15 protein-coding genes and 1 pseudogene are annotated in these 16863 nt (G+C 45.3%); 5 read left to right on the top strand and 11 right to left on the bottom strand.

Translation table 11 applies throughout. The annotated features are described in order from the left end of the window. Positions 1-49: 49 nt before the first annotated feature. Positions 50-316: pseudogene (locus QT994_RS25945) on the bottom strand (DUF4347 domain-containing protein). A 143-nt stretch (positions 317-459) separates the two neighbouring features. Beyond that, positions 460-1281 (bottom strand): sulfotransferase, encoded by an 822-nt coding sequence (locus tag QT994_RS25940; protein ID WP_333179719.1) that lies wholly within the window; start codon positions 1279-1281, stop codon positions 460-462. A 393-nt stretch (positions 1282-1674) separates the two neighbouring features. On the opposite strand from QT994_RS25940, the gene QT994_RS25935 reads away from it, so the two are divergent. Then, on the top strand, positions 1675-2739 hold the full coding sequence (locus tag QT994_RS25935) for a TIGR03032 family protein (protein WP_333179716.1): 1065 nt from the start codon (positions 1675-1677) through the stop codon (positions 2737-2739). Positions 2740-2836: 97 nt separating this feature from the next. Here QT994_RS25935 and QT994_RS25930 read toward each other — a convergent pair whose 3' ends face one another. Beyond that, the gene (locus QT994_RS25930; RefSeq protein WP_333179714.1) at positions 2837-3475 is read right to left on the bottom strand and encodes a pentapeptide repeat-containing protein; all 639 of its coding nucleotides are present in this window, start codon (positions 3473-3475) and stop codon (positions 2837-2839) included. A gap of 57 nt (positions 3476-3532) precedes the next feature. On the opposite strand from QT994_RS25930, the gene QT994_RS25925 reads away from it, so the two are divergent. Further along, positions 3533-4078 (top strand): dual specificity protein phosphatase family protein, encoded by a 546-nt coding sequence (locus QT994_RS25925; protein WP_333179711.1) that lies wholly within the window; start codon positions 3533-3535, stop codon positions 4076-4078. Between the two features lie 164 nt (positions 4079-4242). On the opposite strand, the gene blaOXA is transcribed toward QT994_RS25925, so the two are convergent. From blaOXA to rnhA, 5 genes are all read right to left on the bottom strand, one after another. Then, complete coding sequence (blaOXA, locus tag QT994_RS25920) at positions 4243-5115, bottom strand: class D beta-lactamase (protein WP_333179709.1); 873 nt, start codon at positions 5113-5115, stop codon at positions 4243-4245. A 151-nt stretch (positions 5116-5266) separates the two neighbouring features. Further along, positions 5267-5680, bottom strand: a complete 414-nt coding sequence (locus tag QT994_RS25915; protein ID WP_333179707.1) for an MAPEG family protein — start codon at positions 5678-5680, stop codon at positions 5267-5269. Positions 5681-5855: 175 nt separating this feature from the next. After that, complete coding sequence (locus QT994_RS25910; RefSeq protein WP_333179705.1) at positions 5856-6320, bottom strand: DUF3037 domain-containing protein; 465 nt, start codon at positions 6318-6320, stop codon at positions 5856-5858. After that, positions 6298-7086: a HipA family kinase gene (locus tag QT994_RS25905; protein WP_333179702.1), complete on the bottom strand. Its 789-nt coding sequence runs from the start codon at positions 7084-7086 to the stop codon at positions 6298-6300. The genes QT994_RS25910 and QT994_RS25905 overlap by 23 nt, the downstream gene beginning before the upstream one ends. Before the next feature lie 243 nt (positions 7087-7329). Continuing rightward, entirely contained in the window at positions 7330-8235 is a 906-nt protein-coding gene (gene rnhA, locus QT994_RS25900; protein WP_333179699.1) for a ribonuclease HI, read from the bottom strand. Positions 8236-8316: 81 nt separating this feature from the next. Here rnhA and QT994_RS25895 point away from each other — a divergent pair, with 81 nt between their 5' ends. Together QT994_RS25895 and QT994_RS25890 are read left to right on the top strand one after the other, a co-directional pair. Then, positions 8317-13383, top strand: a complete 5067-nt coding sequence (locus QT994_RS25895) for a CHAT domain-containing protein (RefSeq protein ID WP_333179696.1) — start codon at positions 8317-8319, stop codon at positions 13381-13383. 17 nt (positions 13384-13400) lie between these two features. Next, positions 13401-13598 carry a hypothetical protein gene (locus QT994_RS25890; RefSeq protein WP_333179695.1) on the top strand — a complete coding sequence of 66 codons (198 nt, stop codon included), beginning with the start codon at positions 13401-13403 and terminating at the stop codon, positions 13596-13598. Between the two features lie 43 nt (positions 13599-13641). On the opposite strand, the gene QT994_RS25885 is transcribed toward QT994_RS25890, so the two are convergent. From QT994_RS25885 to QT994_RS25875, 3 genes are all read right to left on the bottom strand, one after another. Next, positions 13642-13989, bottom strand: a complete 348-nt coding sequence (locus tag QT994_RS25885) for a type II toxin-antitoxin system PemK/MazF family toxin (RefSeq protein ID WP_333179692.1) — start codon at positions 13987-13989, stop codon at positions 13642-13644. Next, positions 13986-14231, bottom strand: a complete 246-nt coding sequence (locus QT994_RS25880) for a hypothetical protein (RefSeq protein WP_333179689.1) — start codon at positions 14229-14231, stop codon at positions 13986-13988. The genes QT994_RS25885 and QT994_RS25880 overlap by 4 nt, the downstream gene beginning before the upstream one ends. 265 nt (positions 14232-14496) lie before the next feature. After that, positions 14497-15564: a peptidoglycan DD-metalloendopeptidase family protein gene (locus tag QT994_RS25875; protein WP_333179686.1), complete on the bottom strand. Its 1068-nt coding sequence runs from the start codon at positions 15562-15564 to the stop codon at positions 14497-14499. 387 nt (positions 15565-15951) lie between these two features. On the opposite strand from QT994_RS25875, the gene QT994_RS25870 reads away from it, so the two are divergent. Further along, entirely contained in the window at positions 15952-16791 is an 840-nt protein-coding gene (locus QT994_RS25870; protein ID WP_333179682.1) for an NB-ARC domain-containing protein, read from the top strand. The last annotated feature ends 72 nt before the right edge of the window (positions 16792-16863 follow it).

Genomic DNA, 16863 nt, shown 5'->3' with positions numbered 1-16863 from the left:
TTACTTAAACGGCTTAATTGGTAAATCACCAAAAGCTGCTTAAGTATTTTTACTCATCACAAAAGTGACACGCTCCCTTCCCATTGAGTACGTCTGCACCGAGTTTTAAACTGCCTTGGTTGCCGTGAGAAAGTACATGAACAGCTTCAATGCCACTTTCACTAGCGAGTGCTTAGGTAATCTGTTCAATGCCACTACGCTCGTCATCTAAAACGACTATTTTGGCGTTAGCATCTGCGCCCTCTCTTAAGTTTTGATAATTCTGTACAGAAGAGTCAACGAAAATAATTTGCTTGTTGGCAGTTGATGAGTCCATAATTGCTGAAATTCTTGATATCTATGGTTTACATTTAAGTTTCGATCCCCCTAAATCCCCCTTAAGAAGGGGGACTTTGAATGCTCCAGTCCCCCCCTTTTTAAGGGGGGTTAGGGGGGATCTAGAGGCTAAGGTTTGACGGTTTATTGAGCTTTCGCTACAATCGCACTAGCACGACTATTTGTTGAATCTGTCCAAAAAGATAAGCTATCAAATCGCTCAAACAAGTCGGGAGGTAAAATCGTTTTTCTCGGTTTAAACTCGACTTGGGCACGCACTTGATGTAACCCTTGTGTTTTCAGCTTATTATCAAATTCAGGTTCTTGATATTGAACATTCTCGAAATCATGCTCAAAAAGCTCTTCCCCGAGAAATTGATAAATCAGCGACATTGTTTTAGCCGGCTTTATGGTTAATAAATCGTAATCTACCAGTAGAAGAGATCCACTCTGCTCGCTATAAAATGCTTCTTTAAGAGCGTTATAAGCATAACCCACTAAACGGGAACCTTGGCTTAATGCTTCGGTGCGGCTATAAACTGTAGCCCGTTCCGCTGGATTATTAAATAACCTGGAAACATCAAAGGCGTTGCGCCGAATCAGTAGCTCGATGCTGTCCATAATCCACGCGATATTTCTGACACAACAGATTACTTTTGCTTCGGGAAATAGTTCCAGAATTAATGGCAATTTGCTGCACCAAAGACGATTGGTGTCGAAGATCACTTCTTTTTCAGCTTGCGGGTGGTAATAAGCTGAAAAGATGCTCATAATCAGTGCCCGTTTTTGTTCAGAGGAAATGAACACGGAAAACTCATTATCTTCGCTCATGGCTTCCAACATTCGATCAACTAAACCCCCGACAGGGGAGGTCATAGCGGCGTGAAATCGCGGATTTTGCCGGAGTAATCCTGCCAGTAAAGTAGAGCCCGATCGGGGTAGTCCTGATATGAAGTGAGCTTTCACTGACCTCGCGTGGGAATGGGTGGTTTCAACTTAAATGTATCATACTAAAGACATATCTTTTATAGCAGATTTTTATTTAACAGTTCGTAATACAACATCCAGGTTTACGATATCTTTACAATCTAGACATCGTGGGTTGACTTTCCCTATCTCTATCATTGCTTCCGGACTCTGCCTTTATAAGTCGGAAAAGTCGGATCGTAAAGTCGGAAAAGTCGGATCTTTGCCATGAGTACAGAATTACTTGGGAATTTAAATCGCAGAAGGTGGCGGATGTACGCTGATAGACGCAGATGAATGTTGATTTGGGTCAAGTAGGATGGATAAAACCCGCAAGGCGAGGGAATTACGATCGCTACATTTAAGATATATAAAGATATGCCTCTAGATTCTATGAATAACGAACAAGCCACTTTTAATACAGTCCAAGAATACGAGATTTTTGGCGATCGCGATTTTCCCTCTTGGTTAACCTCTCAACAAATCAGCCTCGCCTGCACCACCTATCAAACCAGCAGGTTAATGTTAATTGGTGCTGTGCCAGAAACGAACAGAATCTCGGCTTTTTGGCGAATATTCGATCGCGCAATGGGGCTTTTCTGCACGCCGGAACGCATTTATTTAAGTTCTAAATATCAACTCTGGCTATTAGATAATGTCTTAGAATCCGGGAAATCATACCAAGGATACGATAAATTATATATACCAAGAATCGGTTATACTACAGGAGATATCGACATTCACGATATTGCTGTCGATAAAAATAATCAAATCATTTTTATGAGCACTTTGTTTAATTGTATCGCTACTTTGAGCGATCGCCACAGTTGCAAACCTCTCTGGAAACCAGGTTTTATCTCACAATATATCAACGAAGACCGCTGTCACCTCAACGGTTTGGCAATGGTGGGGGGGGAGGCTAAATATGTCACAGCGTCGAGTCAGTCGGATGTGGTGGATGGCTGGCGCGATCGCAGACAAAACGGCGGTATAGTTATTGATGTAGCATCAAATGATATTATCGTTACAGGATTGTCAATGCCACACTCGCCCCGCTGGTATCAAGACAAGTTGTGGTTGCTGAATTCGGGGAGAGGAGAATTAGGATATGTGGATTTAGACACAGGGAAATTTGAGGCAATTACGTTTTGTCCGGGATATGTCCGAGGACTAGCATTTTGGCAAAATTGGGCAATTGTTGGACTCTCGAAACCTCGGGGAGGTGACAACACTTTTAGCGGTTTAGAATTGGATGAGTTGTTGCTGGCAAAGGATGCTGAGGCTCGCTGTGGTATGATTGTGATTGATTTGACTACGGGGGCGATCGTTCACTGGTTGCGGTTTGAAGGAATTGTCACAGAACTCTATGATGTGCAAGTGATTCCGACAGTGGAAAAGCCTATGGCTGTAGGTTTTCAGACTGAAGAAATTGCTCAGTTAATTACTTTGGAACTTTAACCGCAGATAGGGGCGGATGTACGCGGATTAACACAGATAAATGTTGACAGGATGTACCCAGAGGGTGTGAGAAAAAGTATTTAAGCGGGAGTTGATATTACTCAACTATCGCCCCATCTAAGCTTATTTTTCTTAAGTCTGTTCTAGCTAAATTTGCACCTCTTAAATCCGCACCTGTTAAACAAACATTGCTTAAATCTGCATAACTCAAATCAGCACCTTTCAGATTAGCATCCGATAAATTTGCTCCTGATAAATTCGCCCTCACAAGTTGCGATTTACTCAAGTTACAGCCACTCAAATTTGCTGCTGGCATCTGTGATGCCATTAAGTTTGCTTTGCTTAAATTAGTGCCGCTGAGGTTAGCCAAATTTAATTTAGCATAACTCAAATCAATGTTTTCCAAGCAAAGTTCGATCAATTGCGCGCATCGCAAGTTAGCATTAATAAAAAACCTGTCTCCGATCGCATAACGGCGCAGCAATTCGTCAGCTTCCAGCCGCATTAAAACCGGTTCGCAAGTATTTTGGTAGCACCACGATGTCTCCAGCAAACGGGCGGCTGCTTCAATTGCTACTTTGTCGCATTTAGGGAGGACTAAACTATTGCACCCATCCCACTCACCGTTGAGCATAAATGCCATGTCAGAAGCTGCTGCACTTGAGTCGCATAACAAAACGGTTTCGGGTTTGGGTTGCAGCCAGTTCATTAAACCGATCGAGCTGTTGTTTTTCACTGTTGATTCAGGATTTGTGCGTCTTTCTTAATTATAGGTAAAAATATTGAAAATAGTATGCACAAATTCGCTGTGGCTTCAGAGAATGAATTAATTGTGTTTGGTGCAGCCAGACCAGGATACCGCGATGCAGAAGTTGCTCGCTGGATTGAATTTATGCAGGGGCATAATATCAAGCAAGTTTGCTGCTTGCTGGCTCAGACCCAACTCATCCGCTACAATGATTTACTGGGAACATATCGGAAAATATTTGGGTGCGATCGAGTTTGCTGGGCGCCGATTGCAGACTTTGAATTGGTCGATCACGATATTTTAATCGATCGCATATTGCCATTTTTGGAATCTGCAAATAGCAAAGGCGAACGGGTGGTAGTTCACTGTTCTGGGGGGATCGGACGTACAGGACAGGTTTTGGCTGCTTGGTTGGTCAGCGCGCGGGGATTGTCTAACAAACAGGCGATCGCAGCAGTAAAAAAAACTGGCAGAAATCCCTATGAAGCAGCCATCGTAGCTTGTTTGAAAGGTCGAAACCCCTGGCTAGTCGTTGAAGAACTTAATGCTCTCTTAGATGATTGTCGCCTTGCTGCGAGAAATGATACATAGCACTATAGCAACTATATATATGTGCCAATTGCGTAAGTTCTAAAAGATTTAAAAGACTCGGCTTCCTACGATCGAACTCAGGTATCCAATAAATGGGTGTTTTGGCTGTCACCGTTAGCCTATCCGCTGGCGTTTTTGCGAATATTAGAGAACAAATAATGCACTTACAGCAGCGCCAGATCCTTGAAGCAACGGCGCGTCAACTCGATTCTTGCAGCTCCGTCATTATTGTTGCGGATGTCAATGTTTGTAGCAAAAAAGTAAACATTTTTATACTTTTCTAAATAACCTACATACCAGCCAATTTGAGGCTTTGTTTGTTCTCCAAAATTTGCCCAGCCTGTTTTGGCTCTAATTGTGTAATCGGGAGTTTGTTCAACAATTATGATGTCTTTAACCAGAGACAGCGATCGCTCAGAAAAGGGTAAGTCATTTTTGTAGAGACGGCGGAGAAACTGAATTTGCTCGTTGGGTGTGATTCGCAGTTCTCCCTCTAACCAGAATTTGTCAATATCGTCTTTGTTACCGATTTTTTGGTTGCCATAACCGACTTTAGCTACCCATTTTTGCATTTGCTCGTGTCCGACTCGGCGGGCGAGAACTTGGTAAAACCAAACGGCGGAAAGTTTTATGGCTTCTCTCATATTCAAGTCTCGATTCCATGCGGGAATTTGCCTTTGAATTCCATCCCATGTTAGAACGGCAATCTCATCTGAAATCGCCCCGGTTTCTAAGGAAATCAGAGAGTTGAGAATCTTAAATGTAGATGCAGGTACAAAAGCTGTGGCGTTACGCTGCGGGTTGTGTTGATAAAGCCGATCGCTATTCAAGTCGTAAATGGCGATCGAGCCTTCAACTCCTAGTTCTTGAAAGTGCCGTCCAAAATTCATTGTTTGAGCAACATCTCCTCCGCGTCGTGGAGATTCTTGCACTGGAGGTGGCAGGGTTAAGGCTGATTGCGGTGGCTGAACTAAAACAAAAGTAATGCAGCCTAATACAATTAAAACAACAGCGATCGCACGAGATATTCGGTTCATAAACTTCGATAATTTAGCCAAATCACAGGCATTAATGTCACAGGGGCGATCGACTTGTAAGGTGCGTCTGACTTACGCTGTATACGAAACAATTAGGATTTGCCCCTGACGCACCCTACTATATATAGGTGATCAGTGCGTAATTTATCAACTAGAAAACTGCCATAATAGTTAAGGCGACCAAGCAGCTTAACTGAATTACTAAGCTGAACAACCGAAACTTTGGATCGAGGCCAGCGATGTGAATCGCTGAATGTACAAGCCGAAATAGAATGTACACAACAATCAGCAAATCTACTGCTGTTCCTGAAACACCCCTAACTGTTAGAAGAAAAACAACTCCCAAATACAAGGGCAGGTTTTCTATCAAGTTGGATTGTACTCGAAATAGTCGCCAAAGCAAGCTGTCGTCGTTTTGTGTGCCGAAATCTTTTACTGATCCGCCCGCAGATAGATGCCGAATCCTGACTGTTAGCAGCAGGATAACAACTGCGATCGTCCACAGGATGAAAATTGCTAAACCCCAGAGAGGGAAAGTCATATTTGTCTGTTCAATTTGCATCATCTTTCTACCTTGCGAAACTGCTGCTAACACTTTAGAAAAGTTATCGGTCAAGACTCTTGTTCAGGCGTTCTCATTTTTAGCTAAAACAGCTTGAGGATGCTTCTATTCGGGCTGTTTTCGGAAATCGATAGATCGCCCACCAAGCTCAAAGCCACATCTAACCGACAAGCTGACGCTAACTAGAGTGCGATCGCATCTCGTGAGTGTCATTTCCAACCGCTAGCAACTGAGCCTGTACAGATGGTTTTCGGCTTGACGATCGCACCATTGTATCGAGCAAGTGTTCGATCGCACCCGGTAGATTCTGGCAAAAACCAGTGTGTACCCGCGATGTCTGAACGATCGTGCTGCGGGGTGCTACGAGCCAGTGAAAGCGCTCTCTGTGGGGAAGTTGACCGATCGCGCCAGATTCCTTGCCGCCTGCACAAATGATGGGAATGACTGCTAGGTGATTGCGAATCATTTCCAGATCCAACGTTGAGTCGATCGCCATCAAGCGCTGTTCATCAATTTCGATACGGGCTTCGAGGAATTTTTTCGTACCGCAAGAAACGATCGCCCCCACGTTGATAAACTCCTCGCGCTCGACTTTGGGAACAACGCGGATAATGGCATAATCATAAAGAAATCGATCGGGCACTAATCGCTTCCTCCAAAAAAATATGTGGTGATTCTAGCCGCTTTAGCAGGTACTCGATATAAGCATTGCGATGTTGATTGCTATCGCTGAAAGGAGAATCTCCCACCAGCCAAGCATCAGGAATTAGTTTAACGATGTTGCGAATGATGTCCGGCGTTAGCGTTTGAGTCATCTTTGAATTTGCCGCTTCCAGCGTGCTCGCAAAACGCAGCAGAACGTGGTCTTTGATTGGCGGAAAACGATCGCGGCTGCGCGAGAGATAATCTTTCCAGGTGTGGTGGAAGTAGAGGGCTGCACCGTGATCGATCAGCCAAAGCCGGCGGTGCCATACCAGCATATTTGCATTGCGTGGCGTGCGATCGATGTTGGTCACAAAAGCATCGAACCAGACGATTTCTGAGGCCAAATCCGCCTCGGACTTCCCCGCTATCGGGTCAAAGGTGATGGAGCCCGGGAGATAGTCGAGGGCGAGGTTGAGGCCAGCACTTGCTCGGATCAAATCTTGAATTTCCGGGTCAGGCTCAGTGCGAGCCAGTTCGGGCTCGAGTTCAACAAAGACGAGTTCGGGGATTGGGAGTCCGGCGGCGCGAGCAATCTCTCCCGCCACTAACTCGGCGATCAGAGATTTGGCTCCCTGGCCCGCACCGCGAAATTTGAGCACGTACATACCATCATCATCTGCTTCGACGATCGCGGGTAGCGACCCGCCCTCGCGCAAGGGAGTGACATATCTGGTAGCAGTGACTGTTCGCAAGCTGATACTCATGCTATTTTAGATTTTCGATTTGAGATTTTAGATGCAAAATCACTGATTTTATGAGGGTTTTGAGCACGAGTTTACAGTTGGATTCTTTATTTTAACTGGGACTGATGTTAAGTAGTTTGTTTAGTAAACTGATGACCAAAAGGACACAACTAATGTTGTGTCCCTACGGAATTTGGCCAAATCTTGCTTTGAGACAGTCATTAGTCATCAGTTATTAATCAACTAATAACTCATGACTAACCACTAATCAGTTGTACTAACGTGGTCGATTCTCTCTAATTGCCAGAGAATTTGGTTGCCCTCGCGCCGCACCCGCGAAACTACCCAATTTCGCCAAACCCAGTTGTCTCCACGACTGGTGACAGCGCTGGCATTTACATCCATCAAATCAGCCAGTTCAGAACTGGTAATCAAGTAGCCTTTGGTCGCAACCTCGTCGGCGATGTGCAACGTTTCGATCAGATTGCGGAGGTCTTGAACCCTCACCTCGCGGGGCAAGTTCTCCAGGGTATCGGCAGTTGAATCCATCATGGTAGAGTTGGAGCTCGGAAGGTCAGAAGTTATGACATAGGATTCTATCGTTTTGTTACCAGTTGCGTCCGTTTCTTCCGAAACAATTGTGTTGTCAAAGTGTAGGGGCTGTGCCCCCGTGCCCGCCCCGGCCTCGTCTCCAGTTGGTTTCTGCTGTTGCAGTTCGGGAGTGAGATTGTGCGAGAAGCTGCGGGCGATTTCATCGCATCTGTCGTTGTAGAAGTCGCCGGAGTGACCTCGGACGTGTTCCCACTGGATTTGTCGGGAATTCAGCTTGTCTAGCAGATGCCAGAGGTCTTGGTTGACAACATCTTTGCCCGTTGAGGTTTTCCAGCCTTTATTTTTCCAGCCTTGAATCCATTTAGTGATGCCGTTTTTAACGTATTCGCTGTCGGTGTAAACGGTGACTGGTTCGGTTTGACCGGAATTGGCAAAAAATTCCAGCGCAGCGACGGCGGCCTGCATTTCCATGCGGTTGTTAGTAGTTTGGGGGTCTCCACCCCCGAGTTCGTGACAGTTGCCGTCGGCGAAGCAAACTACTGCACCCCAGCCACCTGGGCCTGGGTTGCCGGAACAAGCGCCGTCTGTGTAGAGGCTTTTGATTTTGGGAGTTGTCATGAGCGAATTAATTTGTTATTTACAGGTAAGTTGTTTGCAAGTGCCATAATTAAGGCAATTGCGATAGTTTTACTTGCTGCTATGAAAAATGCCAACTTAAAGATTAAAAAGGTTGCGCTATTTATTTGTCCCTTTTCTTTGTTAATTTTTAATACTTTCGCGCAAGCACAGCCCATAGTGCCTGCTGCTGACGGTACGGGTACTGTTGTCACCCCCAGCGGCAACCGTTATGATATCAACGGCGGCAGTTTGTCGGGAGATGGCGCGAATCTTTTTCACAGTTTTGGGCAGTTTGGCTTGAATGAAGGTCAAATTGCTAATTTTCTGACTAATTCGGCTATTCAGAATATATTAGCTCGAATTGCTGGCGGGGACGCTTCGCTAATTAACGGTTTAATTACTGTCACGGGCGGCAATTCTAATCTTTTTCTAATTAATCCTGCGGGGATTGTGTTTGGCCCTAACGCGAGTTTGAATGTGCCGGCGGCTTTTACTGCAACTACTGCTACTGGTGTCGGTTTTGGTTCAAATTGGTTTAATGCTGCGGGTACAAATAATTTTAGCGCCTTGGTTGGTACGCCAAATGCTTTTTATTTTAGTGCGGGTGTACCGGGAAGTATTGTTAATGCCGGTAATTTAGCGGTGACTCCTGGGCAAAATTTGGCTTTGCTTGGCGGTACGGTTGTTAGTACCGGGCAGTTGTCGGCCCCGGGCGGGCAAATTACTGTTGCTGCTGTTGGGGGAGATCGGGTTCTCCGCATTAGTCAACCGGGGCATTTGTTGAGTTTGGAAATAGCAACGGGCGGAAATTTTGGCAATTCTCAACAGACTTTAAATCCTGTTTCTTTGCCGCAGTTGCTGACAGGTACTGGGCAAAATCAGGCGGCGGGTGTTGCGGTTGCGGATGACGGTTCTGTGCGGCTTGTGGGTTCTGGTTTGCAGGTGAATTCTGGGGATGTGGCGATTGCTGCTAATGTGTCTGGGCTGCCGCAGTTGAATGCGGGAAGTGCGAATTTATGGGCTGCGGAAAATCTCACGTTAGCGGGCGCTAGGCTGCAAACTATCGGGGATTTGAGTTTGCTGGGTGGGGATGCGGTGCGGGTCAGGGACAGCGCCCAGAATCCTTTTTTGGCGCAGGCTGGGGGGAATTTATACATTCAGGGCGAGCGCACGATCGACATTCTCACTCAAAATGCGATCGGCGGCTTATCTCTTCCCCCGCAATTCCAAAGCGGCGGCAACTTGAGTTTGGTTAGCAACGGCGTTATTTCGGGGGACTCTCACTTTGCTTCGGGTGGCAATTTTTCGATTCGCAATTTGTCGGGAATGCCGGGAAATTTCGTGAGTTTATTTGACCCGATTATCAGTTCGGAAGGAGATGTTTTCTTTGGAGATTATACCGGAGTTTCGCTGAAAGTCGAGGCGAAGGGGAGTATTGTTGGCGAGGATATTACAATTACCGGCCCCGATATTGCGTTGGGTAGGGAAAATGTGAGTGGCGATCCAGATATTGCTATTTTAACCAGCAGTCCGGCCTTAATTCTGCGGGCTGGAGTGCAAAATCTGGCAAATTCTCCTAATGTTCCTAATTCTCCTAGGGATACTCCTGGTGATAATGAACAACCTAATCCTTTAGGTGACGATGCAATATTTACTCCTGCGTCTATTTTGTCGAATAATTTGATTTATGTTGAAAATATTTCGGCTGGCGGGCCGGTGATTTTGTCAGCGCCGGGAACTATCGCAACTAGAGATATTAACGGCGGTCAAATTAATCTCGAAAGCAGGGAAGGGGCCGTGCTAGTTGGGGGCAGATTAACGTCTAGTTCGATAATTAATATTCAAGCTAATGACAATATTATATTGACAAGTGACATTTCTCGTGCTGATATCAACGGCAGTATTAGTCTGAATACTGTTCGAGGCAATATAGTAACAGGGTCGATCGATACTGGGACTTCCGGGGCGATCGAACTCAGAGCTTTTGGCAATGTGAATTTTGGGACTTTGCAGGGATCTAATGTTGATATTACCAGTAACTCCGGGGCATTGGGAGTTTTGACTGATGCCAATATCATTGTGCCTAATACTACACCAGTCAATATTACAGCAACTGAGAATATCAATTTGACAGCTTTTAGGGACTTAACGGTAGGCAATCTCACCGCTGCGACTGTCAATGCTAGCAGCAGCAATGGGAGTGTTAACACGGGGGCGATCGCTACTTCGGGAGATGTCAGAATTCTAGCGGGACAGGAAATCAACACAGGGGCAATAACTGTTAATCCTGTCGCCACAAATCCAGTTAATCCCATCATTACTACAGTAAATCTGGATGCCCAAACTAATATTAATGTTGCATCGATTAACGCGGGTACGGGTACTATTAATTTGAGAGCATCCAACGATTTAAATGCAGGGAGTTTGCAAGGTGGAACCGTTGAAGTCAATAGCGATCAGGGAAATATTGCGATCGGTAATACTACATCTCTTGGGAATATTAATATAATAGGTTCGGGAAATGTAAATTCCGGGAATTTGCTGGGAACAAGAGTTAATGTAAATAGCACTTCGGGAAGTATTAATATTGAAAACGCCACAGCAACAGCAAATACTGTCAATTTAACAGCGCTGCTAAATGTAAATTCCGGGAATTTGCTGGGAGGAATAGTTAATGTAAATAGCAATGCGGGAAGTATTAATGTTGGCAATATCGACGCCACAACAGGAAATGTCAACTTGACAAGTTCTGGTAATGTAAATTCCCAAAATTTGCGTGGAGTTGGAGTTAATGTAACTAGCAATACGGGAAGTATTAATATTGGCAATACGAACGCTACAACAGGAAATGTCAATTTAACCGCGCCGCTTGATGTAAATTCACGAGACTTGCAGGGAGTTGCAGTTGATGTCACTAGCAGCAGGGGAAGAGTCAGCACTGGTAATATAAGTGCTGCCGAAAGTGTGGGAATTTTAGCTGGAAACGAAATTGCAATTGGGCGAATAAATGTTAATCCTGTTGTTAGGGTCGATCGCACTTCTACAGTAAATCTTAACGCTCAAAATAATATCAGTGTTGCATCGATAAATGCTCCGGGCGGTAAGGTTGAGATCGCAACTCCGGGTTTAGTTCGAGTGACGGGTACTGTTGACCAAAATGGCACTCCTGTTAGCGTCTCGACTCTTGGCGACACTCAAGCGGGTACAGTTACGATCCGCCACGGCGGCGGCGATGTCAATCCGCCGATACCTTTTGCGGTTGGAGATGCGACGACTAACGGTACTGCTGGGGCGATCGCCAGCAATGCTTTGGGTACGATTACTCAGGGGCAATCTTTCATAAATTCTTACACTCAAGGCAATAGTGCGATCGTCACTACCAACCAACCAACCAATCCCGACATTCCAACTAATCCCGGCATTCCAACTAATCCAGGCATTCCAACTAATCCCGGCATTCCAACTAATCCCGGCATTCCAACTAATCCCGGCATTCCAACTAATCCCGGCATTCCAACTAATCCAGGCATTCCAACTAATCCCGGCATTCCAACTAATCCAGGCATTCCAACTAATCGCGATATTCCAACTAATCCCGACATTCCAACTAATCCCAATAGCCCTAATAATCCCAATAATCCCAATAATCCCAATAATCCCAATAATCCCAATTCGCCGCCCATATTACCAAGGGATAGATCGCGATTTGATAGAGGGCGATCGCTTTTCCCCGATCCGAACCAACCCTTTAGTCGCGAACAGCGGCAGAACCAAAACAGAATATCGCGAGATATAGGAAAACCGGGAGACAGGATGCCGCCCGAAAAAATGCAATCTCCCAGAGGACTGAGAAATTTCATCAATTCAAATATCAGAGATTCAGTTATTCAGTCAGCATTTCGCGGCGACATCGGCAAGAATTTGGAGGCCGGCAAAATATCGGAAGCTTTGTCTCTGCTGGACAAATCTTTCAGCCAAGAATTCGGGGAATATTTCGGCATCAACATCAGCAACGAGTTGGTATCCCCAGAGGAAATTCAAAAAAAATTAGCATCCGTGGGCGCAGAAACGGGCACGAAACCCAGCTTAATTTATCTGTTCTCGCAACCGGAAGAATTAAATTTAATGCTAATAAATTCTTGCGGTGAAGTGGTTCACAAAAGTGTATCGGCTGCGAACCGGGCAGAACTGCTGAAAGTTGTCACTCAGTTCAGGGATGAGATTACCAAACCGGGAGTGCGGGCTACTACGAGTTATCTACCATCTTCCCAACAGCTTTATAAGTGGATGATTGCGCCTTTAGAGGACAGTTTGAAAAAGTGCGGAACCGATACTATTTCCTTTGTGGTCGATCGGGGTTTGAGAGGTATGCCCTTTGCTGCTTTGCACGACGGACATCAATTTTTGGTGGAAAAGTACAATCTCAGCCTGATGCCCAGCATTAATTTAACAGATACTCGCTACGTGGATCTCAGAAATTCTCAAGTTTTAGCAATGGGTGCCTCGGAATTTTCCGAGCTGAATCCTTTGCCTGCAGTTCCTGCTGAAATAGCAGCTATTTCCCGAGAGTGGCCGGGAGTCAGTTTTCTGAATGAGGGTTTCACTTTGGATAATTTGAAGCGACAGCATCAAAGCCGGCCTTTTGGCATTATTCACTTAGCTACTCACGGCGAATTTCGACCAGGAGTACCGAATAATTCTTTTATTCAGTTGTGGAATAGTCGGCTGCGACTGGATCAATTGCGGGATTTGAGATTGAATGATCCGCAGGTGAATCTGTTAGTTTTAAGTGCTTGTCGGACTGCGGTGGGAGATGCACAGGCGGAGTTGGGTTTTGGGGGTTTGGCGCTGGAAGCCGGGGTGCAAACGGCTTTGGGAAGTTTGTGGTACGTGAGTGATGAAGGTACTTTGGGATTGATGAGTGAGTTTTACCAGCAGTTGAAGACAGCGCGAATTAAGGGGGCGGCGCTGCGACAAGCGCAAATTGCGATGTTGCGGGGAGATGTGCGTTTGGAGGGTGGCCGATTGCGGGGTTTGAGTCGGGGTGAGGGGGTGGAGTTGCCGAATTCGCTGCAAGGGTTTGCGGATTTAAAGTTGTCGCATCCTTATTATTGGTCGGCTTTTGTGATGATTGGGAGTCCTTGGTGATTGGTGATTAGTGATTAGTGATTTGTTATTGGTTGGATATTAATGATTTTTTAGAAGGTCAGGAATATGTAGAACGGGAGGTTTCTCCCCACTTCCCTTTTTTGTCGCCCTCTGAGATTATGGGATTTTTGGAAACGCAAAAAGATGTGGGGGAAACGTCGATGATTCGAGGGTTTAGGCAGTGGGTGAGGAGTCAAATTCAGTCTGGGGAATGAAAGGGAGATTTATCTATCTGAAAGGTAAAAAAATATTTTTTAGCTATAAATTCAAAAGAATACGCAGTCTTTCTTCTACCATCATTAATGTTGTGGGAGAAACTGTACCCCACAGTTCAAAAAATCTTTCTATACTGATCGATCGCACATCTTCACATTTAATGAAACTTCGCTGTCTAAGTCCTCCTTCTGGGGGGTTAACTTCGACGTGCCAGGGAATTCCTTTATCTTTCGATGTGACTGGTAATACGACAACTAATCCCGAAGCACCCTGATTGAATAAATCTACAGATGTCACTAGACAGGGACGCTTGCCAGCTTGCTCTCTTCCTCGTGTTGGGTTCAAGTCAATCAGCCATATATCACCCCGTGATGGTTTTGCGGATGTCATTCTAAACCATCCTCTAAAGTGATATCCCAAGCTTCCCGTTCTTCAATTTCTTCTTGCCAAGCTTCTGGGCGATCGCGTAAGGCAAGATAAGCTTGGTTGGCTGCTGCTAAAAACTGTTGTCTTCGGTATTGTTCTATTGCTTGTTCGAGAACTGTTTCGATTGGTTTTCCTGAGAGTGCAGAGATTTCTGCGAGGGTTTGATAAGATGTATTGCTAATTGTAACTGTAGAAGTTTGATCCATGTTACTTTTTTACTTACCTCGACTTTACGCAACTATTATAGCTTAAAAGCTTGGGGTCGCACAGGCGAGACGCCCGTGTCACGATGGAGGCAGATGAATGAAAGGGCGATTATCTGTGGGATTAATTCACCCACAATTACCAAAAATATCGCATTGATTTCGTCTCAAATCCTGTAATCAGAAAAAAGGGTGTAAGCATTTAGCGCTACACCCTGTCACAGGTTTCTAATCTTGCCGAAGATACTATTTGCTACGCAGAAGGAAGTTAAACAAAATTAAAGTCGCGACGGGAAGACGTGACATTAAAGCTCAGGTCAGGCACGTTTTTGACAAGAGCCAGCGTATCTCCGCCCGTAGTTTGTATGAGCGTATCATTGCCCTGACGGGTGAGGCGATACTGACTGGCATTACCGCGCAACTGGATATAGTCATCGCGGAAGTTGTAGTCAAGAATCGTGGCTTGACCGTTTCCTAGGTAGAACATCCCCTGACGGGTATTCCCCAGAACGAAGGTATCAGCCCCTGTCCCTCCTTCTAAGGTGTCGAAATCGGGGCTATTGAAGCTGGCGTAGCCGTCGAGGTAGTCGTTGCCCGCCCCACCGTTCAGATAGTCGTTACCTGTTTCACCGTAGAGGGTGTCGTTGCCACCATTACCAATCAAAGTGTCGTTGGTGCTGCGCCCGTAGAGGGTGTCATTTCCCGGCCCACCAGTGAAAACTGTGCCGCCTGAAGGCGGGGGTGGAGGGGTAACACCGCCTCCATTATTGCCATTGTTCTTCAACTCCGAATAAGCTTGAAGAGGACTGATGGTAGCATTCAAGATCAAATTTTGGTTGGGACTTGCGCCATTAGTTCCTCCGTAAGCGTGACCATTTTCAACTTCAAGGTGTAAGTGATTTGCCCCTGATTGATTGCCAACTTGACCCAGGAGTTGGCCGGCACTGACAGAACTTCCTTGTCGCCAATTTCCAGTTCCTTGCAAGTGACCGTAAACCCATTGACGACCATCACTGCTATTAACTCCGATAAATGCTCCATCACTAGCGGAATACGATGTCCAAGCAACTGTACCGCCAATTGGAGCTCGGACTGAAGTTCCTGCCTGAGCACCGATATCAATGCCAGCGTGCCATTTTTTAAAACCATTGTAGTAACCCTGGTCGTAGGCATAACCCGCTGTCATGGGATATGATTTCCCTAAAACTGCTGTAGATAAGTTCGTAAAGACTTGTTTGACTTCAGATGAACTTTCTCCATTAGATGTGTTTCCATCAAATAAAATATCATCGCCACTAGCTCGATCCCATTCATAACTATTTGTTGGTAAAGGCATTGCGGTTACTCCTTTTGTAATGTTGAGTGCTATTTTTTACTGAAAATAGAATCCAAAGTTATGAGCTTCACCTAACCCATTTTTCCCTGAGTGAGTGGGGAAATCATGGGTTAGCAAAACCTGTAACTGAAATCTATTTAAATTGCTGTACAAGACCATCTAAAAGAATCTTGCTATAAGTATCAAGTTTTGTCGTCGGGAGAAAAGGGAGTTAAGAACGGACTTAAGGTTTTCCGGCAAAATCCTGTAAAGCCAGAGCCAGAGAGACTTTATTCGATCGAATATTTAGACACTAAAGTTCTTAACTGCCTTAAAATTGAAAAAAATATGCTATCTACCGCAAGGCAGACCTAAATCTATCAATCCTGAGTTAAGACGCACAATTATATGACTCAACACAAGGCAAGACGCGATCGCGGTCGCATATTAACTGACAAAGGATGGAAGAAAATCTACGATGCTATCAAAGAAAAATTTCCAGACGGACATACATTCCAAGCTATATCCGATCTAACCGATCCCGCAATACATCAAGAGTCGGTATATTCTGTATCTTGTGATACTGTTTCTAATATATTGAATCGACGGGCTGGGGCTGACAAAGTGAGGATTGAAAGTCTTTTTAGAGCGTTTGGGCTAAATCTAGACGCGAATGACCATGCTTCGGTCAAAACTCATACGTTGTTAATGTCAAACTCGGATTTTGTAGATGCTGAAGGGGCGATCGCACATCCCTCAGTACCAAACCAGAATTTTGTGGGACGGGAAGAGGCGATCGCCCGCCTCAACACCCATATCAACCAAGGCGCAAAAATCATCGTCATCCAAGCTGCGGGCGGTGTGGGTAAAACGAAGTTGGCCGAGGAATACTTCAACTCTCAGGGTTTTGAGTTAGTGATACACCTCCCGATGGCAAAGGAAAAAGAGAACATCCAACTTGTAGAGAGTGTAATTGAAGGATGGCTGAAACAAGACTTTGACGAAGAACCAGGGCGAGAGTTTTGGGAAATGTTGCGGCGACTAAAACGGCAACTTCAAACTCGCAAAATAGGTGTGTTAATTGATAACTTAGAACCCGCACTAGATGGACAAGGCAGATTTATTGAGCCCCATGGCCGCTATGTTGAATTGTTGCGAGTTTTGGCTGATGCAAATGTGCTGTCTGTGACGCTGATAACCAGCCGCGATCGCCTGTGCGAACCTGATATAAATGTTGCTCACTATTAGACCTCTTGCGAAAGTCTCAGGCGATCTCTAATTTAGTCTTTAAAGAAAGTTCATAATTATAAATGCCAGCGA

This window comes from Microcoleus sp. S13_B4, from assembly GCF_036700885.1.
Lineage (GTDB): Bacteria > Cyanobacteriota > Cyanobacteriia > Cyanobacteriales > Microcoleaceae > Microcoleus.
Note: the sequence above shows the minus strand (reverse complement) of the source record. Positions and strands in the feature narration are given on the sequence as shown.